Annotated in this window: 18 protein-coding genes; 12 read left to right on the forward strand and 6 right to left on the reverse strand. The window is 45.1% G+C overall.

All coding sequences use genetic code 11. The annotated features are described in order from the left end of the window. Window positions 1-55: 55 nt before the first annotated feature. Together FTT68_RS10910 and FTT68_RS10915 are read right to left on the reverse strand one after the other, a co-directional pair. Window positions 56-1,768, reverse strand: coding sequence for an electron transfer flavoprotein-ubiquinone oxidoreductase (locus FTT68_RS10910; RefSeq protein WP_180057630.1), 1,713 nt, complete (start codon window positions 1,766-1,768; stop codon window positions 56-58). Between the two features lie 225 nt (window positions 1,769-1,993). Then, window positions 1,994-2,830 (reverse strand): IclR family transcriptional regulator, encoded by an 837-nt coding sequence (locus FTT68_RS10915; RefSeq protein WP_034597686.1) that lies wholly within the window; start codon window positions 2,828-2,830, stop codon window positions 1,994-1,996. 482 nt (window positions 2,831-3,312) lie between these two features. On the opposite strand from FTT68_RS10915, the gene FTT68_RS10920 reads away from it, so the two are divergent. The 5 genes from FTT68_RS10920 to FTT68_RS10940 all read left to right on the forward strand — a co-directional run bounded on the left by FTT68_RS10920 (window position 3,313) and on the right by FTT68_RS10940 (window position 8,593). After that, window positions 3,313-4,467, forward strand: coding sequence for an acyl-CoA dehydrogenase family protein (locus tag FTT68_RS10920; RefSeq protein ID WP_005178038.1), 1,155 nt, complete (start codon window positions 3,313-3,315; stop codon window positions 4,465-4,467). 15 nt (window positions 4,468-4,482) lie between these two features. Continuing rightward, window positions 4,483-5,688, forward strand: coding sequence for an acyl-CoA dehydrogenase (locus tag FTT68_RS10925; protein WP_034597549.1), 1,206 nt, complete (start codon window positions 4,483-4,485; stop codon window positions 5,686-5,688). A 257-nt stretch (window positions 5,689-5,945) separates the two neighbouring features. Beyond that, entirely contained in the window at window positions 5,946-7,226 is a 1,281-nt protein-coding gene (locus FTT68_RS10930) for an MFS transporter (protein WP_168406543.1), read from the forward strand. Between the two features lie 39 nt (window positions 7,227-7,265). Continuing rightward, on the forward strand, window positions 7,266-7,937 hold the full coding sequence (locus tag FTT68_RS10935) for a 3-oxoacid CoA-transferase subunit A (RefSeq protein WP_005178033.1): 672 nt from the start codon (window positions 7,266-7,268) through the stop codon (window positions 7,935-7,937). Continuing rightward, on the forward strand, window positions 7,937-8,593 hold the full coding sequence (locus FTT68_RS10940; protein ID WP_104473207.1) for a 3-oxoacid CoA-transferase subunit B: 657 nt from the start codon (window positions 7,937-7,939) through the stop codon (window positions 8,591-8,593). Before FTT68_RS10935 ends, FTT68_RS10940 begins: the two co-directional genes overlap by 1 nt. A gap of 565 nt (window positions 8,594-9,158) precedes the next feature. Here FTT68_RS10940 and FTT68_RS10945 read toward each other — a convergent pair. The 3 genes from FTT68_RS10945 to FTT68_RS10955 form a co-directional block, all read right to left on the reverse strand. Next, window positions 9,159-10,358: an MFS transporter gene (locus tag FTT68_RS10945; RefSeq protein ID WP_180057633.1), complete on the reverse strand. Its 1,200-nt coding sequence runs from the start codon at window positions 10,356-10,358 to the stop codon at window positions 9,159-9,161. 17 nt (window positions 10,359-10,375) lie between these two features. Then, the gene (locus FTT68_RS10950) at window positions 10,376-11,641 is read right to left on the reverse strand and encodes a DcaP family trimeric outer membrane transporter (protein ID WP_180036351.1); all 1,266 of its coding nucleotides are present in this window, start codon (window positions 11,639-11,641) and stop codon (window positions 10,376-10,378) included. A 223-nt stretch (window positions 11,642-11,864) separates the two neighbouring features. Then, on the reverse strand, window positions 11,865-13,163 hold the full coding sequence (locus tag FTT68_RS10955) for an MFS transporter (RefSeq protein ID WP_180057636.1): 1,299 nt from the start codon (window positions 13,161-13,163) through the stop codon (window positions 11,865-11,867). Window positions 13,164-13,768: 605 nt separating this feature from the next. Here FTT68_RS10955 and FTT68_RS10960 point away from each other — a divergent pair. The 3 genes from FTT68_RS10960 to FTT68_RS10970 are packed head-to-tail and all read left to right on the forward strand — an operon-like array spanning window position 13,769 to window position 17,301. Continuing rightward, window positions 13,769-14,542: an enoyl-CoA hydratase gene (locus FTT68_RS10960; protein ID WP_180175346.1), complete on the forward strand. Its 774-nt coding sequence runs from the start codon at window positions 13,769-13,771 to the stop codon at window positions 14,540-14,542. Between the two features lie 2 nt (window positions 14,543-14,544). Further along, complete coding sequence (locus FTT68_RS10965) at window positions 14,545-16,065, forward strand: 3-hydroxyacyl-CoA dehydrogenase (RefSeq protein WP_104489418.1); 1,521 nt, start codon at window positions 14,545-14,547, stop codon at window positions 16,063-16,065. 24 nt (window positions 16,066-16,089) lie between these two features. After that, the gene (locus tag FTT68_RS10970) at window positions 16,090-17,301 is read left to right on the forward strand and encodes a 3-oxoadipyl-CoA thiolase (RefSeq protein WP_180036350.1); all 1,212 of its coding nucleotides are present in this window, start codon (window positions 16,090-16,092) and stop codon (window positions 17,299-17,301) included. 117 nt (window positions 17,302-17,418) lie between these two features. Here FTT68_RS10970 and FTT68_RS10975 read toward each other — a convergent pair whose 3' ends face one another. Further along, complete coding sequence (locus tag FTT68_RS10975) at window positions 17,419-17,856, reverse strand: PaaI family thioesterase (protein WP_104473214.1); 438 nt, start codon at window positions 17,854-17,856, stop codon at window positions 17,419-17,421. A 110-nt stretch (window positions 17,857-17,966) separates the two neighbouring features. On the opposite strand from FTT68_RS10975, the gene FTT68_RS10980 reads away from it, so the two are divergent. The 4 genes from FTT68_RS10980 to FTT68_RS10995 are packed head-to-tail and all read left to right on the forward strand — an operon-like array spanning window position 17,967 to window position 21,457. Next, window positions 17,967-18,722, forward strand: a complete 756-nt coding sequence (locus FTT68_RS10980) for a class II aldolase/adducin family protein (RefSeq protein WP_104491841.1) — start codon at window positions 17,967-17,969, stop codon at window positions 18,720-18,722. Next, window positions 18,719-19,642: a glyoxylate/hydroxypyruvate reductase A gene (locus FTT68_RS10985; RefSeq protein ID WP_005178003.1), complete on the forward strand. Its 924-nt coding sequence runs from the start codon at window positions 18,719-18,721 to the stop codon at window positions 19,640-19,642. The genes FTT68_RS10980 and FTT68_RS10985 overlap by 4 nt, the downstream gene beginning before the upstream one ends. 34 nt (window positions 19,643-19,676) lie before the next feature. Then, on the forward strand, window positions 19,677-20,465 hold the full coding sequence (locus FTT68_RS10990; RefSeq protein ID WP_104491837.1) for an enoyl-CoA hydratase-related protein: 789 nt from the start codon (window positions 19,677-19,679) through the stop codon (window positions 20,463-20,465). 11 nt (window positions 20,466-20,476) lie between these two features. After that, window positions 20,477-21,457 carry a nitronate monooxygenase family protein gene (locus FTT68_RS10995; protein ID WP_005177998.1) on the forward strand — a complete coding sequence of 327 codons (981 nt, stop codon included), beginning with the start codon at window positions 20,477-20,479 and terminating at the stop codon, window positions 21,455-21,457. Window positions 21,458-21,509 lie beyond the last annotated feature (52 nt).

Below are 21,509 nucleotides of genomic sequence, written 5' to 3' on the forward strand. Positions count from 1 at the left end.
TCTTCAGGATTGGGTAAATGAGCCAGAAGCTTCGTTCTGACTCATCGGAATTACCTTACATATTCGGGTAATTCGGACCACCACCACCTTCCGGTGTTACCCAGGTGATGTTCTGTGATGGATCCTTAATGTCGCAAGTCTTACAGTGTACGCAGTTGGCTGCGTTAATCTGGAAGCGCTTGGAACCATCATCATTTTCCATAATTTCATACACACCCGCAGGGCAGTAACGCTGTGCCGGCTCATCCCATTTAGGCAAGTTCACATCGACCGGAATCGAGGCATTGGTTAGTTTCAGGTGCGCTGGCTGGTTTTCTTCGTGTACGGTATTGGATACAAACACCGAAGATAAACGGTCAAAGGTCAGCTTGCCATCCGGTTTTGGATAGTTCGGCTTAAAGCTTACCGCATCTACGGTTTTCAGTGCGCTGAAGTCAGGCACTAAATCATGCAGGGTAAATGGCACTTTAAAGATGTTCTGGTCGATAAAGTTAAACGCACCACCAAACCATTGACCAAACTTGTGCATTGCCGGGCCAAAGTTACGCGCGTTGTAGAGCTCTTCTTTCAGCCAGCTGTTGTTGAACTTCTTGGTATAAGACGTTAATTCTTTTGTAAAGAAATCTTCACCCTCAGTCACGCGGGCAATGGCCAAGTCACCACCTTTTTCGACACCGGCAGCAATCGCTTCAAAGACTGCTTCACCACAAAGCATGCCGGATTTCATTGCGGTATGAGAGCCTTTGATTTTGGCAAAGTTCAGGAAGCCGGCATCATCACCAATTAAGGAACCACCCGGGAAAGTGAATTTTGGTAGCGAGTTAAAACCACCTTTGGTTACGGCACGCGCACCATAAGAAATACGCTTACCACCTTCCAGATACTGTTTGATTAATGGATGAGTCTTCCAGCGCTGCATTTCCATAAATGGATACATGTGCGGGTTTTCATAAGACAGATCAACGATCATCCCCAGTGTGACCTGGTTGTTTTCAGCGTGGTAGAGCCACCAGCCGCCTGAAGAACCGGTTTCAGACAATGGCCAGCCGGCACCGTGCATCACCAGACCTGGTTTGTGTTTGGCCGGATCAATTTCCCACAGTTCTTTAATGCCGATGCCGTAGTGCTGTGGATCGGCATCTTTGTCCAAGTTAAATTTCTGGATCAGACGTTTACCTAAGTGACCACGACAGCCTTCAGCAAACAAAGTATATTTGGCATGCAGTTCATAACCTGGGGCAAAGTTATGCGTTGGTTCGCCATCTTTACCAATGCCCATGTCACCGGTTTGAATGCCTTTTACGGTGCCATCTTCATGGTACAGAATTTCAGATGCCGCAAAGCCCGGGAAAATTGACACTTCCAGCTCTTCGGCTTTCAGGCCTAACCAGCGCACCACGTTACCCAGTGAGATGACATAGTTGCCCTCATTGTGCATGGTTTTTGGCACCATCCAGTGTGGTGCTTCTTTCGAAGTGGTTTCAGACAGCAGGAAGAAAGTTTTGTCTTCTGTCACCGGTACATTTAAAGGTGCACCTTCTTCTTTCCAGTTCGGGAACAGCTCATTGATGGCACGTGGTTCCAGCACCGCACCTGACAAGATGTGCGCACCGACTTCGGAGCCTTTTTCTACGACACAAACGGACAGATCATTCAGGTTATTTTCAATTGCAAGTTGACGGATTTTAATCGCCGCAGACAGGCCCGCAGGGCCAGCACCTACGATAACGACATCAAACTCCATGGCTTCTCGGTTAATATCTTCCATAATAAGAAATCCTATTTCGCTATACGATATTTATATCATTATATAAATCGGTTTTGAAGTTTATTTTTTAACTTTTTATTTGAAATAGGACTGTATTCAACGTTTAGATTTGTGAGCTTTGTTGCGCAGGAGAAAAGCTGCTTTGCATGGGAAGGGCGGTGTTGGAATTAGGTTATATCGAACGAAATAAAAAGAGCGACCTGTGTCGCCCTGATTATGATGTGCTTAGATATTATTGAGATTCATCGCAATATTGTTGACCATATGAATCAGACGCGGGCCAATCTCGTTTTCCAGTTTTTCCTGATTTAACAAATAACTAGGCGCGCCGCAGTTAAAGGTCAAAATACCATGTTTAGGATGAATCAATGGCACCGCCACAGAGTTGACATCTTTGGCCCAGTCACCTAAAGACAGACAGTAGCCATAATCCTGATAGTCGCGGATCGCACGTTCCAGATTACGTTTAATGGTCGTCCATTGCTCTTCGTGTCTTTTCTTGATCGCGTCAAACAGATATTCACGTTCTTTCACGTCCATAGCCGCCAGGCAGGCACGTCCCATGGCACTGGAATGAATCGGTAATGTTGAACCGACCGAACGGCGCATGGTCAGGGTCGTGTCAGTATGGACTACTTCCAGATAAATCATATTCAGACGGTCACGGGTGGCCATGGCGACCGGCGCCTGGGCATAGCGTGACATTTCTTCCATGAAAGGATGAGCCTGCGTTCGCGCAGAAATATTGCTTAATGCCGAATAACCCAATGCCAGTACGCCTACATCAAGTAGATATTTGGTCGTATTTGGCAACTGTTTTAAATAGCCCAGAGAAACCAGGGTGCTGGTAATACGCGCCACGGTCGGTTTGGGCAAATTGGTCATTTGCGCAATTTCCTGATTACCTAACAACTGATTGGTCGCCGAGAAGCATCTTAAAATCTCAAGTCCACGTGCAATAGAGGCAATGAACTGCGGATTATTTTCGCGGTGAATATGCGAAATCGGATCCAAGCGAATTTCATCAAAGTTAGGGATTTCACCTGTTTTATTTTTTGTCATGTTCAGCATAAATAGAGTAAATTAATGAATATGATAGCAACTTAGTTTCACGATACAAAATAAAACACATAAATTATTGATAAATTGCACAAAAAATAAATGATTTTTATTCTGTATCGAGGCCAAACAGGTTGCGATAAATTTTTATAACACGATAAAAGTAACGTTTGTACTTTTAGAGTAAAACCTCCAATAAAGCAATGAATTTTATTGTTTAGTGCCTAATTTTATGGTCCCTTAATCATTTCTGATTAATATTCATCCTTAAATTTAAATTTTTAAAGAAATAATTTCGTATTATGAAATTTTATTCTATATTAATTAAAACAGAAATTCAGTAAAAATTTGCTTATTTATAGAAAAAATAAATTTTTTCATAAAATTTCTTGCTGAAATCTTAATTTTGTGATTATTTATTTCGTATTGCGAAATGAAAATAAGGGTGAAGGAATTTACCCAAACCAGATAAAACGGAGATTCCTATGATTCGTGATCCAGAAATGCTTGATCAACTTCTATCAACGATTCGCGATTTTGTGAAAAACGAGCTCGTTCCACTCGAGCATGAAGTAGAAGAAAATAATGCCATTCCTGAACACATTGTTGATCAGATGAAAGAACTGGGGCTGTTCGGTCTGACCATTCCTGAAGAATACGGCGGTTTAGGCATCACCATGGAAGAAGAAATTCTGGTGGCGATGGAGCTGGGCCGGACTTCTGCTGCTTTCCGCTCTTTAATTGGTACCAACAATGGTATTGGTTCAAGCGGTATCGTAATTGATGGTACAGAAGAGCAAAAGCAAAAGTATTTACCACGTTATGCAACGGGTGAAATCATTGGCTCGTTCTGTTTGACTGAGCCAGATTCTGGTTCAGATGCAGCATCTTTAAAAACCAGTGCGGTAAAAGATGGTGATTACTACGTTTTAAATGGAACCAAACGTTTTATTACCAATGCACCACGTGCCACCACTTTCACGGTCATGGCGCGTACCAATCCGGAAATTAAAGGCGCCAGCGGTATTTCAGCTTTCTTGGTTGAAGCAGGTACGCCAGGTTTAAGTCTGGGCAAAATTGATAAAAAAATGGGTCAGCATGGTTCATATACCTGTGACGTAATTTTTGATAATTGCCGCGTTCATAAAGATCAGCTGATTGGTGGAGTTGAAGGCGTTGGCTTTAAGACAGCCATGCGTGTACTCGACAAAGGTCGTTTGCATATTGCCGGCTATAGCGTCGGTATGGCAGAACGTATGCTGGAAGATGCCTTAAATTATGCGGTGGAACGTAAACAGTTTGGTCAGCCAATTGCAAATTTCCAGCTGATTCAGGGTATGTTAGCCGACTCAAAAGCTGAAATTTATGCAGCCAAATGTATGGTGCTAGATGCAGCACGTAAGCGTGATGCCGGTCAGAATGTCACGGTTGAAGCCTCATGTGCCAAAATGTTTGCCACTGAAATGTGTGGCCGCGTTGCTGACCGCTGCTTGCAGATTCATGGTGGTGCCGGCTATATCAGCGAATATTCAATTGAACGTTTCTATCGTGATGTGCGTTTATTCCGTTTATATGAAGGAACGACCCAGATTCAGCAAATTATCATTGCACGTGAAATGATTAAACAAGCGACTGCTTAATCGAAATAAGAAAGGATGATAGACATGACAAAAATTAGATTTGACTGGCAAGACCCATTCCTGCTGGAGCAGCAGCTGACTGCAGAAGAACGCATGATCCGTGATACTGCTGCGGCCTATTGTCAAGACAAGCTGATGCCACGTGTATTAGAACAGTTCCGTCATGAAAAAACCGATCCGACCATTTTCCGTGAAATGGGCGAGCTAGGCCTACTAGGCCCGACCATTCCTGAGCAATACGGCGGTGCCGGTTTAAATTATGTCAGCTATGGTCTGATTGCCCGTGAAGTTGAGCGTGTTGATTCAGGCTACCGTTCTATGGCCAGTGTACAAAGTTCGCTGGTGATGGTACCGATTAATGAATTTGGCTCGGAAGAACAAAAACAGAAGTATTTACCAAAATTAGCTACGGGTGAATATATTGGCTGCTTTGGTCTGACCGAACCGGATCATGGTTCTGACCCGGGCAGCATGATTACCCGTGCCAAAAAAGTCGATGGCGGTTATCGTTTAACAGGCGCAAAAATGTGGATTACCAACAGCCCAATTGCCGATGTATTTGTGGTCTGGGCCAAAGAAGTTTCACCTGAAGGCAATGTCGGTGACATTCGCGGCTTTATTCTGGAAAAAGGCTGGGAAGGGCTGTCTGCGCCTGCGATTCACGGTAAGGTCGGTTTACGTGCTTCCATCACCGGTGAAATTGTGATGGATAACGTGTTTGTCCCAGAAGAAAATGCTTTCCCGGAAGTCCGTGGCTTAAAAGGTCCATTTACCTGTCTGAACAGTGCCCGTTACGGCATTGCCTGGGGTGCGATGGGCGCGGCAGAGTTCTGCTGGCATACCGCACATCAGTACACCATGGACCGTAAACAGTTTGGTCGTCCTTTGGCTGCCAATCAGTTAATCCAGAAAAAACTGGCCGATATGCAAACTGAAATTGCTTTAGGTTTACAGGCCGCATTACGTTTTGGCCGCATGAAAGATGATGGTATTGCCTCGATTGAAGGAACATCTTTAATCAAGCGCAATAACTGTGGCAAGGCGCTGGATATTGCCCGTTTGGCTCGTGACATGATGGGCGGTAACGGCATTTCGGATGAGTTTGGTGTAGCGCGTCATCTGGTGAATCTGGAAGTGGTGAATACCTATGAAGGGACGCATGACGTACATGCCTTAATTCTGGGCCGTGCACAGACCGGAATCGCTGCGTTTGTTAACTAAAAAATTGATCCTCTCTAGCCGGCATTTGCTGGCTAGAACTCCTGCTGTTTTATGGACTTTGACCATGATTTAACTTCATCTGGCAAGAGTAAATACCAAAAAATGAAGTCGGAAAATGGAAATAAAAACTGGATGTTTTTAATTATTTTCCAAGCCAGAATCAGGGTTTGAATAACAGTCATCATCTCATCACAGGATGATAAGTTATCTCAAAAGTTCTGCAGGCACAGGAATGCTAAAGAAATATTAAGGACGCTATGAACACAATCAGTTCCCAACAACACCAGCTGGAAGGTGAAAACAGACCAAAGAAAAAAGTCTGGATTTTAGCCTTTATTTTCTCGTTTTTAGCATTATTGGTGGATGGGGCAGATATCGCCTTATTGGCCTATAGTCTGACCAGTCTTAAACAGGAATTCTCATTAACGAATATGCAGGCGGGTGCCTTAGGTAGCTGGACACTTGCTGGAATGGCCATTGGTGGCTTTTTTGGTGGTTGGGCTTGTGACCGCTTTGGGCGGGTTCGCGTGATTGTGATTGCTATTGCGCTCTTTTCAACCTTAACCTGCTGGTTAGGATTCGCAGAAAGCTATGATCAATTCAAGTGGTTACGTTTTACTTCTGCAATTGGTTTAGGGGCTTTATATATTGCCTGTAACACGCTCATGGCAGAATACGTGCCAACCAAGCATCGCTCGACGGTACTGGCGGCTTTAATGACCGGCTGGACCTTAGGTTCGGTGGTGGCCACGGCGCTAGCAGGCTGGTTATTGCCAGAATATGGCTGGCGTTATCTGTATTACATCGCCATTATTCCAATTGTATTGGCTGTAGTGATGCACTTTTTGGTGCCAGAACCACAGGCTTGGCTCGATGCGCGTAAAGCACGCCAAGAAGCAAAAGCTAGCGGTATTGTTCAGGAAAAGCCAAAAAATACCTTCAAAATGGTGTTTGAAGATGCCTTAAGCCGTCGCATGTTCATTCTCTGGTCATTCAGTACCGCATTTTTACAGTTTGGTTATTACGGTGTAAGTAACTGGCTGCCGGCTTATTTAGAATCTGATCTGGGCATCAAGTTTAAAGAAATGACCATGTACATGATTGGCACATTCCTGATCATGATGTGTACCAAAGTCATTGCCGGTTATATTGCTGACCGTATTGGCCGTCGTGCTGTATTTGCCTTCGGGACCATGGGCACCGCGATCTTTATTCCAGTTATTGTATTTGGCAATACCCCAGACAATATCCTTTGGTTGATGCTGTTCTTCGGTTTCCTGTATGGCATCCCATACGGTATTAACGCGACCTATATGACAGAAAGTTTCTCGACCAAAGTCCGTGGGACCGCGGTGGGTGGTGCCTACAACGTGGGCCGTTTAGGTGCAGTTTTCGCGCCATTAACCATTGGCTACTTTGCTCAAGGTGGATCAATTGGTACCGGTTTATTGATTATGGGCGTTGCCTATTTTCTTTGTGGTCTGATTCCCGCGCTCTTTATTAAAGACCGTTTATTTGACCCACAAAAAGCAGATTAATCTGTATATCGCAACATAGAAAAGATGCTAGGAAGCAAGATGATGAATAAAATCACACAGGATATCGAGGCAATACTGAAACAGATTCCTGATGGTGCGCACATTATGACCAGTGGTTTTGGTCTGGCAGGGCAACCGATTGAACTGATTGAAGCATTAATTGATCTTGGTCCGAAAGAATTAACCATTATCAATAATAATGCAGCGTCTGGCGATCGTGGACTGACCAATTTGCTGTTGTCTGGACTGGTCAAGAAAATGATCTGTTCTTTCCCGCGCGCCAATAATTCCACTGTATTTGAAGATTTGTATAAAGCCGGAAAAGTTGAACTGGAACTGGTACCACAAGGAAATCTGGCTTGTCGTATTCAGGCCGCCGGTGCAGGACTAGGCGCCATTTTCACACCAACCGGCTTTGGGACCAAAATCGCAGAAGGCAAAGAAACCCGCCACATTAACGGTAAAGACTATGTGCTGGAATATCCGATTCATGCCGATTATGCCTTGATCTATGCCAATCAGGCTGATCGCTGGGGTAATTTAACCTACCGCAAGGCCGCACGTAACTTTGGTCCGATTATGGCCAAGGCGGCCAAAACGACCATTGCCCAGGTGCATGAAATTGTCGAACTGGGTGAGCTGGACCCTGAAATTATTGTAACGCCGGGCATTTTTGTACAGCATGTGGTTCAGGTTGGAGATATTAAATAATGAATATTCAAAAACGTACACGTGAACAGATCGTACAACGCGTCGCACAAGACATTCCAACCGGCTCTTTTGTCAATTTAGGAATTGGTTTGCCAACACGCGTGGCAGGCTATTTAAAACCGGAGCAGGAAGTCATTTTACATTCTGAAAATGGTGTCTTGGGTTTTACCGCCTTGGGTGCAGATGAACAGCCAGACAATGACCTGATTAATGCAGGAAAAGAGCTGGTCAGTATGCTTGAGGGTGGTAGCTTTATGAATTCTGCTGATTCCTTCGATATTATGCGCGGCGGGCATTTAGACATCTGTATTATGGGTGCATTTCAGGTGGCAATTAATGGAGATCTGGCCAACTGGCATACTGGTGCTTCCGATGCGGTACCAGCCGTCGGTGGTGCCATGGATCTGGCGGTCGGTGCACGCTGCGTCTATGTCTGTATGGAGCATGTCACCAAAAATGGCGAAGCGAAAATCGTAGATGAACTGACTTATCCAATTACCGGTAAACACTGTGTTAACCGTATTTATACCGATTTATGTGTGATTGAACTGAAAGACAATCAGGCTTTTGTACTTGAAATGGTGGATGGGCTGAGCTTTGACGAACTGCAGCAACAGACTGGTTGTCCGTTAATTGATGCCCGTCAGGTGGCTTAAAATCATCTCATTTCTTCTTGAAGTGATTAAAAAATCGCAGCTTCGGCTGCGATTTTTTATATTGAAATTATTAAATCTCTTTGATCAATCACAAAATATTCGTTTTATTCATATTTAAAAGAAGATTAAAAACGCCATCTCTTGCCCCAGTTCTGGCTCAGGAAGAAGATGGATCACACCTTCTTTCTTGGTCGCAGCACTGCTCATTTCCGACCAAGGGAGAGAAATTTTTTGTTTTATTCTCTACATTGCATTTCTTATTTTAGTATTGCGAGCAGAAATCAAAGCTAGGACAAAAGGACTCTTGCTGGGCTCAAGTTTTAAAAGATTAACCATAAAAATCCTAAAACCAGTGCCATGAGTTTTAAAACCTAAAGATATGATTCCAGATCATCTCGTTTCCGCGGGTGAAATGAGGCGGTGAAAGCGCTAAGAGGTGAAGCTTTTATTTAGGAATCGACTTTAAAGTAGTTCAGACTTCGGTCTTGCTAAGCGCAAAACAGCAGTCTGAAAAGATCAGTCCTAAAGCCGATGTATAAAGGATAGAATGACTAGACGGTCTGGATTAGGGTTGTGGCTGAATATTAATTAAATTCTTTTCCCGGCTTAAATCATAGCGGTTTACCGCAAAAATCAGGAGGGCGAAGGCACATCCCAACAGCACACAAGCCGACCAGCCATACATCTTCCATAAATTTAAAGATAAAAATGCGCCCAAGCCAGCACCGGAAAAATAGCAGGTCATATAAATGGCATTAATACGCGAACGCGCTTGAACTGAAAGGCGATACACCAGATTCTGGTTTAATACGTGTAAAGATGAAATACCAAAATAGGCAATAATCAAGCCTAAAATATACAGCTCTAAACGGTCTTGGGCAAAAAACAGGGGAATCCAGGCTAAAATTAGCCCGCTGGTTGCCAGCTGCGCCAGCCATTTTTCCCGGTGGCGGCCAATCATCTTCCCGGTCCATTGAGATGACCAGATTCCGACCACGCCCACAATCCCCATCAACCCAATCTCAAAATCATTAAAATGGTAGGGGGCTTCCGCCAGAATAAAGGTCATGGTGGTAAAAATAATACTGAGCATCCCAAAAGCCAAACCACCAATTAAGCTGCGGCGCATCAACATCGGTTCAGTCTTGGCAAAGGTAAATAATGAACGATAAATCTGCAAGATGCTCATCTGTAACTGACTTTTCGCTTTAGGTAACTGATACCACATAGCGATACTCAATAAGAGAATAGAACAGCCACTCAATAGGTAAACGGCATGCCAGGACCATAAGGTAGAAATCAGTCCTGATACAGTTCGGGCAAATAGAATACCGACTAGAACACCACTCATCAGCAGACCGACCACTTCAGCACTTTTTTCTCGTTGAGACAGGTTAGCGGCAAAAGGAATCAGAATCTGGGTGGTAATCGAACAGAAAGAGGCGAGCAGGGTAAAACCATACAGCATATGCAGATTAGTACTGGCAGAAAGCCCGATCAATGCCAGACCGGTACATAGCATGAGGCTACAAATGTAGAGACGTTTTTCAAATAAATCGCCTAGAGGCACAAACAAAAATAACCCGGTGGCATAGCCAATCTGGGTTAAAACCACAGTCCAGCCAGACTGAGCTACACTGATTTGCAGATCCTCTGCGATAGAATAAATCAAGGGCTGGTTAAAATAGTTACAACCTGCGCAGAGTGCGCAGGTCATTGCCATCATGAACATGAAACGGCGTGAAATTTGCCCTTGGGCTGACATCCTTGTCTCCTGAAGCTTTAAAAACTATAGTTGGCAGAGAGGTTGATACGTGAAACATCCGCTTCTCTATTATCAAAAGTTTCACGTTTACCGTGATGGTACTCTGCACCGAGATTAATCTTTGGAACAGGAGAGTAGATCACGTTTGCTACATAGTCAGTTAAACGTTTATTGGTCTTAGGATTCGCGCGTGCATAGTCGCTGGAATCATCAAAATCAACAACGCTGGCATTGATGCTACTACGTAGTTTCGGCGTGAATTTATGCGTAAAGCCGATACTTAAACTATTAAACTCATTGAGCAAAAGTTCATTATTGATTGGATCAACTGAGTAATCTCCACCCCAGGCAGCACCGTCGGTGGTTGAACCTTGAGTCAAGAAAGCTGCAATACGCTGGTCGCCGACCATATGGAAATAGTTACCTTGGATCGAGTTCTGATCATTAAAACGGTAACGTCCACCAAGGCCTACACCCCAACCAACTTTTTCAATATCACCTGTATCAGTTTGTGCCTGCTTTTGATTGACAAAGCCTTGAGCCAATAAATGCAGCGGACCTGATTGATGAACATATTTAGTGGTTAAAGCAGGCAAGGCAGAAGAGCGATCGCCACCGGCCATATACTCCAGACCTACATTCCAGGTATTTTCCGGATCAAGTTTGAAAGCATAGCTGACTTGAGGCGTACGTAGGACTGATCCACCCAGCAATAAACTGTAGTCGACAGCTTCAGTACTAATTTCCGGTGTCGACATCAATGACCAGGCCTGACCAAAAGTCCAGTTATAGTATTTTAAATGTGCATGACGAATACGTAGTCCACCATCGCCTTTACCATTATTGGTCCAGAAGTCAGCTTCTAAACGTGCAGAAACATTCGGGTTTCCACCCAAGTCTTTCGCCAGGAAACCAATTCGGCTGGCAGCTGCAGTAAAATCTGAACGGGTAGAGTCAGGTTCAGTGAAAGGCACTTTATTAATCTGGTTAATGGTACGGCCACGAGCTTCAGTGGTACTTTTGAAATCGACTGCGCCATCAAAGCGGATCAAGCCATAAACATCGACATTATCCACCATCGAACTCAAAGTTTTAGAGTCTTGCGCTTTGGCTTCTTCCTGCTGGTTCTTTAACGCAAGTTGTGCAGCCTTTTGCTGTTCCAGTTCAGCCTGGATTTGCTTTAACTGTGATTCTAAAAACTGCATCCGGTCTTCAGACGCTTCTGCTGAAAATGCCTGTGCTGAAGCAATACCACATAATGTCGCTAAAACTAATTTTTTCATTTCTTAATCCCTAAAGAAATTTTCTGATATCTAAAAAGGAAAATCTTTCCTTGTCATTGCTCTCATTGCTAAATGCAGAGATGCTGACTTTTGAATGATGAATACGATTCTCGTTCAACCAAGAAACATCCTGTTCAGGTCAAAGGGTATGTATTCGATATTTAAAGTCATAAAAATATGGATGAAGGAGGGCAGTAAATTTACCACCCTCTTGAGTTAAAAGTTATTCAGCTTTTTGTGGATCGTATAAACGGTCCTTAATAAACAGGGCAGGAATCAAACCGCATAGGAAGTAAGCTGCACCCATCACCAATAGACCCGTACCGATCGAACCATTCATCGCAAGATAACCAATGGTAATTGGAGCGAAGATTGCACCGATACGACCAATATTGAACGCACCGCCAACTGCTGTACCACGAACTCCAGTTGGGAAACTTTCAGTTAGATAGGTTGCATTAATCGCATATGGAATACCGTACAGGAAGCCGAAGATCAGCATCAGTACACCAATGTTATCAGCATTGTGCATATACACCACGACAGGAATAAACAGTGCTGTTCCCATGGTGCCGAAAGCAAACACAATACGGCGACCAATTTTATCAGCCACATAACCTGCAATGATTTTGGCAAACATCATGGTAATAAAGGTACCTACCATGTATAACGCCATTTCCTTGAATTTAATGCCCAATTCAGCTTCAAGATAACTTGGTAACCAGTTACTTACACCGAAATAACCGAATAGCAGGAAACAAGAGCTGAAAGACCATAAGATGAACATCTTGCCATGGGTCTTATCTTTAAGAATGGTGATATATGGATTGCCTTTTTTGGCATCATTATCCACGATCTGACCAGTTCTTTTCATTTCACGGACACGTTTCCATGACTCTGGCTCTGGTACCATGAAGTGCATCAAAATACCCAAAGCTAATGGGGCAATTGTCACCCAGTACAGCATACGCCAGCCGAATTCAGGAATAATCCAGCCAGACAGCATGGTGATAACCAGTGAACCCAGGGTAAAACCAGTCATCAGGGTAGCCAGTACCGTAGTACGGTATTTGGTTGGAACATACTCTGACATCAAGGTATTACAGGCAATATATAAACAGCCCAAACCTAAACATGAGAGGGTACGTAAAATTGCAAATTCAGTATAAGACTGTGCAAAACCTGAATAAGCCGAAAGAATGGAGAAGGAAATTGTTGCTACAACAATTACCCGGACACGGCCAAAGCGGTCACAGGCCCAGCCGCCAATAAATCCGCCAATCCCCATACCAAATAACGACCAGCTCCCCAAAGCACCGGCCTGCATTGAGGTTAATCCCCATTCTGCTTTCAGACTGGTGAGACTGAAGGCCAAAATACCAATATCGGCACCGTCACAAAGCAAGATCAGGAACGCAAAGATAAAGGCTGTAACCCACAGACGTTTGGGTGCCTGCTTGATTGGTTCCTCAGCAGAGATGGGTTGCCTATTCTCTCTGGTTTCGATTGTTTCGGTTGTCATTGTTATATCCTCTACTTTATAAAGCAGCACTCCTGTGCTACCGCCTAACAAAGTCATGTATGCATGACTTCTGATTTATTCGGGCTTGAGAACACGTTCTTTTAACAGCACCGCTCAAACATCCTGATTGAGCCTGTTGTGTCTGCTATCGCGTCATTTAAATAACAACTATGTCATTTGTGATACATACTTATTATTCAAATGAACTAATATTTCGTTTCTCAACACTTACTTCTACATGAATGGTTCAATTCACTTGTAAAATTCCATCCAGCTTATAACCTCAATGCTCTGTTTATCTTGATCTGGTTTCAGGATATAAAAACTAAATCAATATAAAACAATGTCTTATTTATAAATAAGCCAATTGAAAGCTAAGCCAGCTACAAGCTGAAATTTACAAGAAAAATTAAATAATCTCGTGTAATTTCGTTATACGAAATCAATTAATCATAAAACACAGTTTATAACAAGATATTTTGTCTATTTTTTAATAAAAATATCTTTTTTACGCTTTATCCGCAAAAAAACTTGCATTCCGGGGGAATAAACCTTAATTTTTATACAAAATAAATTTTCGCTATACAAAATAAATGGAGATTTACATGGAACAGGTCGTTCAAGTAGAACAAATCAATGCTCATGTCGCACTGGTGAAAATCCATCGACCTGAAGCAAAAAACGCCTTAAATACTGAAGTACGCCAGAAACTGGCTGAAGCTTTTCGTCAACTGAATGATGATGCCAATATTCGCGCCATTGTACTGACCGGCGGAGAGCAGGATTTTGCTGCAGGTGCCGACCTGAAAGAGCTGGCCAATGCAGAAACCATTCAAATGATGCAGCGTCGTACTGAGCGTTACTGGCAGGCGATTGCACAATGCGCCAAACCGGTCATTGCCGCGGTTAATGGTTATGCCTTAGGTGGTGGCTGTGAACTGGCCATGCACGCCGATATTATTATTGCCGGCAAGAGCGCGACCTTTGGTCAGCCTGAAGTCAAAGTTGGGGTCATGCCAGGCGCCGGTGGTACACAGCGCCTGTTCCGTGCCGTGGGGAAATTCCATGCCATGCGCATCATCATGACCGGCTGTCTGGTGCCGGCACCAGAAGCCTATCAAATTGGTCTGGTCTCTCAAGTGACGGAAGACAGCGAAACCATTACCACGGCCATCAAGATGGCTGAAGGTCTGGCAAAACTGCCACCAATTGCCCTGGAACAGATTAAAGAAGTGGCCTTACTGGCAGAAGATGTACCGTTGAATGCGGGGCTAAGCCTGGAACGCAAATCATTCCAGATGCTGTTTGCTTCTGAAGACCAGAAAGAAGGCATGCAGGCCTTTATTGAAAAACGTAAACCAAATTATCAGGGACGATAAGCATGACTGTACATATTCAGAAAATCGGGATTATTGGTGTCGGTACCATGGGTGCCGGAATTGCCCAAATTGCCATTCAGTCTGGCCATGATGTGGTCCTGTTTGATGCCAAAGCTGGCGCTGCAGAGCAGGCTCAGGAAAAACTGGCCAAAACCCTGAATACCCTGGCAGATAAAGGCAAATTCAGTCATGAAAAAGCCGCTGAAGATCTTGCCCGTCTTTCAATTGCCGAGCAACTGGAAGATTTAAAAGATTGTGATCTGGTGGTAGAGGCCATTATTGAAAATCTGGAAATCAAACAGAAGCTGATGCAACAACTGGAAGCGATTGTCAAACCGGAAGCAATTCTGGCGTCGAATACGTCTTCATTGTCGATCAGTGCCATTGCAGCCAACTGCAGTCAACCAGAACGTATTGCAGGCTATCATTTCTTTAATCCGGTACCGCTAATGAAAGTGGTGGAAGTGATTGAAGGCTTTAATACCCGTGCCGATATTCTGGATGCCTTGACTCAACTCTCGATCAAGATGGGCCATCGTCCAGTGAAAGCCAAAGATACTCCAGGATTTATTATTAACCATGCCGGCCGTGCCTTTGGCAGTGAAGCCTATGCTATCCTGAATGAAAATGTCACGCCATTTTATGACATTGACCGGATTTACCGTGATGGGATCGGTTTTAAGATGGGACCATTCGAGCTGGGCGATCTAACCGGCATGGATGTATCGCATCCGGTCAGTGAGTCGATTTATCATCAGTATTATGAAGAAGCACGTTACCGTCCAAGCGTAATTACCCGTCAGCGTTTTATTGCCAAGCAACTGGGCCGTAAAACCGGTAAAGGTTTTTATGACTACACTTCTGGCAGCAAACAGGGTGATGTTGCACCAGTACTGGCTGAAAAACTGGCGCAATATCCATCGGTCTGGTTAGGCACCGAATATAGCGACGACCGTCAGGCGCTGGAGCAATATCTGCAACAGTTCAATATTCTGGTGGAGCAGTCTGAACAGCCATCTCAAGATGCACTGGTGCTCATTGCCACCTATGGTGAAGATGCCACTTCGGCGGCTGTACGTTATGGCGTTGCCCCACAGCAGGTGGTGTGTATTGATCTGCTCTATGGCCTGAATAAACACCGCACTTTAATGCCGACTTTTGTGACCAAAGCTGAACTGACCCAGGCGGCGCAATCTATTTTTAATCTGGATGGTGTGACAGCCAGCGTTATTCAGGAAAGTGTCGGTTTTGTGGCGCAGCGTGCGTTGGCCATGATTGTAAACCTGGGCTGTGATATTGCCCAGCAAGGTGTTGCCACAGTTGAAGATATTAATATCGCCGTGAAACTGGGTCTGGGTTATCCGCATGGTCCAATTGAATGGGGCGATGTTTTAGGCGCGGAAAAAATTCTGAAAATTCTGGATCGCATGACCGATATTACCCGCGATCAGCGTTATCGTCCAAGCCCATGGTTACGCCGTCGCGTCCAGTTGGGTCTGCCACTTGTTCATAGTTCTAATTAATCTAAAGTTAAGGGAATAACACTCATGTTAAATGCATATATTTATGATGGTTTACGTTCACCAATCGGTCGTCATGCCGGCAGTTTGTCAAGTGTGCGTCCAGATGATCTGGCTGCAACCGTGATTAAAAACCTGCTGGAAAAAACCGGTATTCCAGCTGCCGATGTCGAAGATGTGATTTTCGGTAGCACCAACCAGGCCGGTGAAGACAGCCGTAACGTAGCACGTTTTGCCGCACTTTTAGCCGGTATGCCAGTGACTGTACCGGGCCAGACCGTAAACCGTTTATGTGCATCTGGTTTAGGTGCCGTGATTGATTCGGCACGTGCCATCACCGCAGGTGAAGGCGATGTCTATATTGCTGGTGGCGTAGAAAGCATGTCACGTGCACCTTTTGTATTGGCGAAAGCAGAAACAGCCTTTTCGCGTGATGCAAAAATGTATGACACCACCATCGGAACCCGTTTCCCGAACCGTAAATTTACCGCTCAATTTGGCGCACACAGCATGCCAGAAACCGGTGACAATGTAGCGGAAGAATTTGGCATTAGCCGTGAACAGGCCGATACCTTTGCCGCTGCATCACAGGCAAAATATCAGGCAGCCAAAGAAGCAGGATTCTTTGAAGGTGAAATTACTCCAATTGAAGTTTCACAAGGGCGTAAATTACCGCCTAAACAGATCACTGAAGATGAACATCCGCGTGCATCTTCAACATTTGAAGCATTAACCAAGCTGAAACCCCTATTTGAAGGTGGTGTGGTCACAGCAGGGAATGCATCAGGTATCAATGACGGCGCTGCAGCACTGATTATCGGCAGTGAAAAAGTTCAGGAACAGTATGGGTTAAAACCTTTGGCGCGTATCCTGTCTTCTGCAGCAGCCGGCATTGAGCCACGCATCATGGGTGCGGGGCCAATTGAAGCGATCAAAAAAGCAGTACAACGCGCGGGTTTAACCCTAGATGATATGGATATTATCGAGATTAACGAAGCGTTTGCCAGCCAGGTATTGTCCTGCTTAAAAGGTCTGGATGTGGCCTTTGATGATCCGCGGGTCAATCCAAATGGTGGTGCGATTGCGATTGGCCATCCACTGGGTTGTTCTGGTGCACGTTTAGCCTTGACCGTTGCACGTCAATTACAGCGCACAGGTAAAAAATATGCCGTGATCAGCCTGTGTATTGGCTTGGGTCAAGGTCTTGCAATGGTCATTGAAAACCCTGAAGCAGCCTAAACTGGTTTAAGTCGAAATTAAATGCCATGCATATCTAATATGCATGGCATTTTTTTGTTAAATATTTAGCCATAAAAAATCCCCGCAGATGCAGGGATAGGCTAGTTCTGGTCGGAATCAAGCGCGCTTGGTCACCAGTAAAGTGGCCGAACCAAAGGCATAGACTTTACCATCTTGATCGACAATACGACCTTCTGAAGTCAGTACGTTACGGCCGACGCGAATCACTTCACCAATGGCGGTATAGGTTTCGCCACTTTGCATGGCTTTGAGCATTTTTACGTTTAAATCAATCGTTGAAAAACTGACCCCGGCATCGACAGTGGTGTGTACAGCAGCACCCGTAGTACTGTCCAGCACGGTGGCACAAAAACCGCCATGAATACCGCCTTGTAAATTGAAATGGCGATGATCTGGTCGTACCTCATATTCCACATAATTTTCACGTACGACGGTCAGACGCATGGGAATAATTTCACTCATGGGTGAGCTGGCAATTTCACCATTCTTGATAGCGGTTAAATACGCGAGTCCATTCATTTGTGATGTCGACATACAGGCTCCTTCTTATTTATTATTTCGCTATATGAAATAATATTCTGTTTTATTAAAAGTATGATATAACATGAAAGTGAACATAATGCTATATATTCCAGGATGGAACGATGACAATAAAAAACCTTGTCACAGCTGCCGAATGGCAAGCCCGATGTGAGCTGGCGGCACTGTATCGCATCATTGCGCATTACAAAATGACCGATTTAATTGACACCCATATCAGTTTACGGCTGCCCGATCAGCCCGACTGTTTTTTGATTAACCAGTATGGTGTGGCCTTTGAAAAAATGCAGGCCTCCACCCTGGTCAAGATTAATCATGCCGGAGCAGTGGTAGAAAGCTATGAACAGGAAAAACCGGTCAATATGGCGGGTTTTGTAATTCATTCTGCAATTCATGCAGCGCATCCGCATCTGAATTGTGTCATTCATACCCATACCGCAGATGGAATTGCCGTGTCAGCCCAGAAACACGGTTTATTGCCTATTTCGCAGCATGCCTTGAAGTTCTATCAGTATTTGGCTTATCACGAGTATGAAGGCGTGGCATTGTCTACCGATGAGCAGGAACGCTTGATTGCAGATTTGGCCGGACATCGTGCCATGATTTTACGCAACCATGGTCTGCTGGTGGCTGGCGAATCGATTGCACGCGCTTTTCATGAAATTTATTTTCTGGAGCGGGCTTGTCAGGCGCAAATCAAGGCGCTGAGTGGCGGTGCAGAATTGCATTATCCAAGTGAAGAGGTTTGTGTTAAAACCGCCAAACAGTTTGCCAGTCCACTGGTTGAGCCGATTTTACAGCGTGCCTGGCTGGCGGCCTTGTCGCTGATTGAGCATCAACAGGCGGAGTACAGCGCATGATTGTCATTTCCAGTACGCTTCCCGATATCCAGAAGATTCTGGTTAAAGTATTTGAAAAATACGCTCCTCCAAACAGTTTTTGTGTTGCACAAAGTCCTGAAGCCAAAGAGGCCACCACAGCCGCATGCTGGTTTCCCGATATGCCATACTTGCAAACTCTGCCCAAATTGCAAGTGATTCATTCGATTGCGGCCGGGGTTGAACATCTGAACTTGAATGAAGTGAGTGCAGAGCAATTCGTATGCCGGGTCTTAGATGAGCATCATCAAAAAGGTATGTTCGATTATTTGCTTTGGGGTGTGCTGTATTATCAGCGTTATTTCGACCGGATGTTGCAGCAGCAACAGCAGCAGATCTGGAAACAGCATCGTCAGAGTTATAGCCATCATATCCAGATTGGGATTATGGGGCTGGGACACATGGGCGGCTATGTGGCAGAGCGCTTTGCTGCCATGGGTTATCAGGTTTCTGGCTGGTCCAATTCGGTCAAAGATTTAGCCCAGGTAAAAAGCTATGTCGGGACCGAGCAACTGGCAGAGTTTTTAGCTCAGAGTCAGATTCTGATTAATTTAATGCCCTTAACCGCAGACAATACCGCTATTTTATCGGAAGCCTTGTTTCAGCAGTTACCAGAGCAGGCCGTCTTGATTCAGGTCGGCCGTGGTCAGCATCTGGTCGAGCAGGACCTGCTCAAAGCGCTGGATTCTGGGCATTTACGCGGTGCAATTGTCGATGTATTTGATGAAGAACCGTTGGCCGCAGATCATCCATTCTGGCAGCATGACAAGATTGTGGTCACACCACACATTGCCTCGCATGCTCCGATGTCGGTGGTAGTCGAGCAGATTCTGGAAAATGACCGCCGCATACAGGCCAATTTGCCGTTATGTAATCAGGTCGATCTGACCAAAGGTTATTAGGATAAAACCAGAAGAATAAAAAAGGATATTAAAGATGTTCACAACCATTCAAACCGAATTGAGCCAGGGCGTGGCGATACTGAGGTTCAATCGTCCAGACTGTTTAAACAGTTTTAATGTGACAATGCATCAGGAAGTTCAACATGCGCTCAAAGACTGGAGCCAAGATGCAGCAGTCCGGGTCATTGTCATTCGTGGCAATGGCCGAGCTTTCTCTGCCGGGCAGGATTTAAAAGAACGCTCCGGACAACTGGCACACATTCCTTTACCCTCAGAAGGCTCACTGGCCAAATATTATAATCCTTTGGTTGAGCTGATCCGGCATAGTCCAAAACCGGTGATTGCAGCAGTGAATGGGGTGGCTGCTGGTGCAGGCGCTAATATCGCTTTAGCCTGTGATCTGGTGATTGCCAAAGAAAGTGCCCAATTTATTCAGGCTTTTTGCAAAATTGGCTTAATTCCAGATGCCGGTGGGACCTGGATGTTACCACGCCTGATTGGTCATGCACGCGCGGCTGCATTAATGCTCTTGGGTGAGCCGGTATCTGCTGTTGAAGCGGCTATTATGGGCATGATCTGGAAAGCCGTACCCGATCAGGAATTTGACGATTATATTGTTGAAGTCGCCCAGCAACTGGCCAAGCAGCCGACCTATGCACTGGCATTAATTAAACAGTCCTTGCAACGCAGTGCTGAGCATAGCCTGAGCCAGCAGCTGGAACTGGAGCAAAACCTGCAATATCTGGCCTTAAACAGTCAGGACTATAAAGAAGGCGTACGGGCCTTTGTGGAAAAACGCCCGGCACAATTTATTGGCCGCTAAGGAGAGTATTCATGAGCATTCAAACCCGTGTAACCCAGATGCTGGGCATCCGCCACCCGATTATTCAGGGCGGTATGATGTGGGTCGGTACCGCAGAAATGGCCAGTGCCGTTTCCAATGCCGGCGGATTGGGCACCCTGACTGCCTTGACCCAGCCAAGCCCTGAAGCCTTGGCCCAAGAAATTGCCCGGTGCCGGGAAATGACCGATCAGCCTTTTGCCGTCAACCTAACCTTGCTGCCCGCAGTCAATCCGCCGCCGTATGCGGAATATCGGCAGGCAATTATTGACAGTGGCATCAAGATTGTCGAAACTGCAGGCAATAAGCCACATGAGCACATTGAAGTGTTCAAGCAACACGGTATTACCGTCATTCATAAATGTACCTCGGTACGCCATGCCTTATCAGCACAGAAAATTGGTGCCGATATTATTTCCATTGATGGTTTTGAATGTGCCGGACATCCGGGTGAAGACGATATTCCAGGATTAATCCTGATTCCGGCCGCGGCTGATCAGCTCACGGTGCCAATTATTGCCAGCGGTGGCTTTGGCGATGGTCGCGGTTTAGTGGCCGCACTGGCGCTTGGAGCAGAAGGCATTAATATGGGCACCCGTTTTTGTGCCACGCAGGAAGCGCCGATTCATGACAACATCAAACAGTTTTATTTAAACAATGATGAACGGGCAACGAATTTACTCTATCGGCAATTTAGAAATACCGCACGGGTCGCGAAAAACTCGGTTTCTGACCTGGTGGTACAGATGAGTCAGGACCCGAATCTGGAGTTTGAACACATCCGCCCTTATGTCAGTGGTTTAAAAGGCAAGCTGGCCTTGGAAACAGGTGATGTGGATGCCGGCCTGATTACCGCCGGGCAGGTTTTAGGACTGATTCATGATATTCCAAGTTGTGATGACTTGATTCAGCGGATGATTCAGGATGCCGAACAGATTATTCAGCAGCGTCTGGCAGGGCTGATTCAGGTTTAAATCTGCAATAGGGTACGCTAGAAATGAAGATGCCATTCAGCAGTGAATGGCA

The organism is Acinetobacter sp. Q85-2 (assembly GCF_013420555.1).
GTDB classification, from domain to species: Bacteria; Pseudomonadota; Gammaproteobacteria; order Pseudomonadales; family Moraxellaceae; genus Acinetobacter; species Acinetobacter indicus.

Coding starts and splice junctions, on each gene's coding strand:
- FTT68_RS10910 (WP_180057630.1), bottom strand. CDS start 1,768: ATGGAAGATATTAACCGAGAAGCCATGGAGTTTGATGTCGTTATCGTA.
- FTT68_RS10915 (WP_034597686.1), bottom strand. CDS start 2,830: ATGACAAAAAATAAAACAGGTGAAATCCCTAACTTTGATGAAATTCGC.
- FTT68_RS10920 (WP_005178038.1), top strand. CDS start 3,313: ATGATTCGTGATCCAGAAATGCTTGATCAACTTCTATCAACGATTCGC.
- FTT68_RS10925 (WP_034597549.1), top strand. CDS start 4,483: ATGATAGACATGACAAAAATTAGATTTGACTGGCAAGACCCATTCCTG.
- FTT68_RS10930 (WP_168406543.1), top strand. CDS start 5,946: ATGAACACAATCAGTTCCCAACAACACCAGCTGGAAGGTGAAAACAGA.
- FTT68_RS10935 (WP_005178033.1), top strand. CDS start 7,266: ATGATGAATAAAATCACACAGGATATCGAGGCAATACTGAAACAGATT.
- FTT68_RS10940 (WP_104473207.1), top strand. CDS start 7,937: ATGAATATTCAAAAACGTACACGTGAACAGATCGTACAACGCGTCGCA.
- FTT68_RS10945 (WP_180057633.1), bottom strand. CDS start 10,358: ATGTCAGCCCAAGGGCAAATTTCACGCCGTTTCATGTTCATGATGGCA.
- FTT68_RS10950 (WP_180036351.1), bottom strand. CDS start 11,641: ATGAAAAAATTAGTTTTAGCGACATTATGTGGTATTGCTTCAGCACAG.
- FTT68_RS10955 (WP_180057636.1), bottom strand. CDS start 13,163: ATGACAACCGAAACAATCGAAACCAGAGAGAATAGGCAACCCATCTCT.
- FTT68_RS10960 (WP_180175346.1), top strand. CDS start 13,769: ATGGAACAGGTCGTTCAAGTAGAACAAATCAATGCTCATGTCGCACTG.
- FTT68_RS10965 (WP_104489418.1), top strand. CDS start 14,545: ATGACTGTACATATTCAGAAAATCGGGATTATTGGTGTCGGTACCATG.
- FTT68_RS10970 (WP_180036350.1), top strand. CDS start 16,090: ATGTTAAATGCATATATTTATGATGGTTTACGTTCACCAATCGGTCGT.
- FTT68_RS10975 (WP_104473214.1), bottom strand. CDS start 17,856: ATGTCGACATCACAAATGAATGGACTCGCGTATTTAACCGCTATCAAG.
- FTT68_RS10980 (WP_104491841.1), top strand. CDS start 17,967: ATGACAATAAAAAACCTTGTCACAGCTGCCGAATGGCAAGCCCGATGT.
- FTT68_RS10985 (WP_005178003.1), top strand. CDS start 18,719: ATGATTGTCATTTCCAGTACGCTTCCCGATATCCAGAAGATTCTGGTT.
- FTT68_RS10990 (WP_104491837.1), top strand. CDS start 19,677: ATGTTCACAACCATTCAAACCGAATTGAGCCAGGGCGTGGCGATACTG.
- FTT68_RS10995 (WP_005177998.1), top strand. CDS start 20,477: ATGAGCATTCAAACCCGTGTAACCCAGATGCTGGGCATCCGCCACCCG.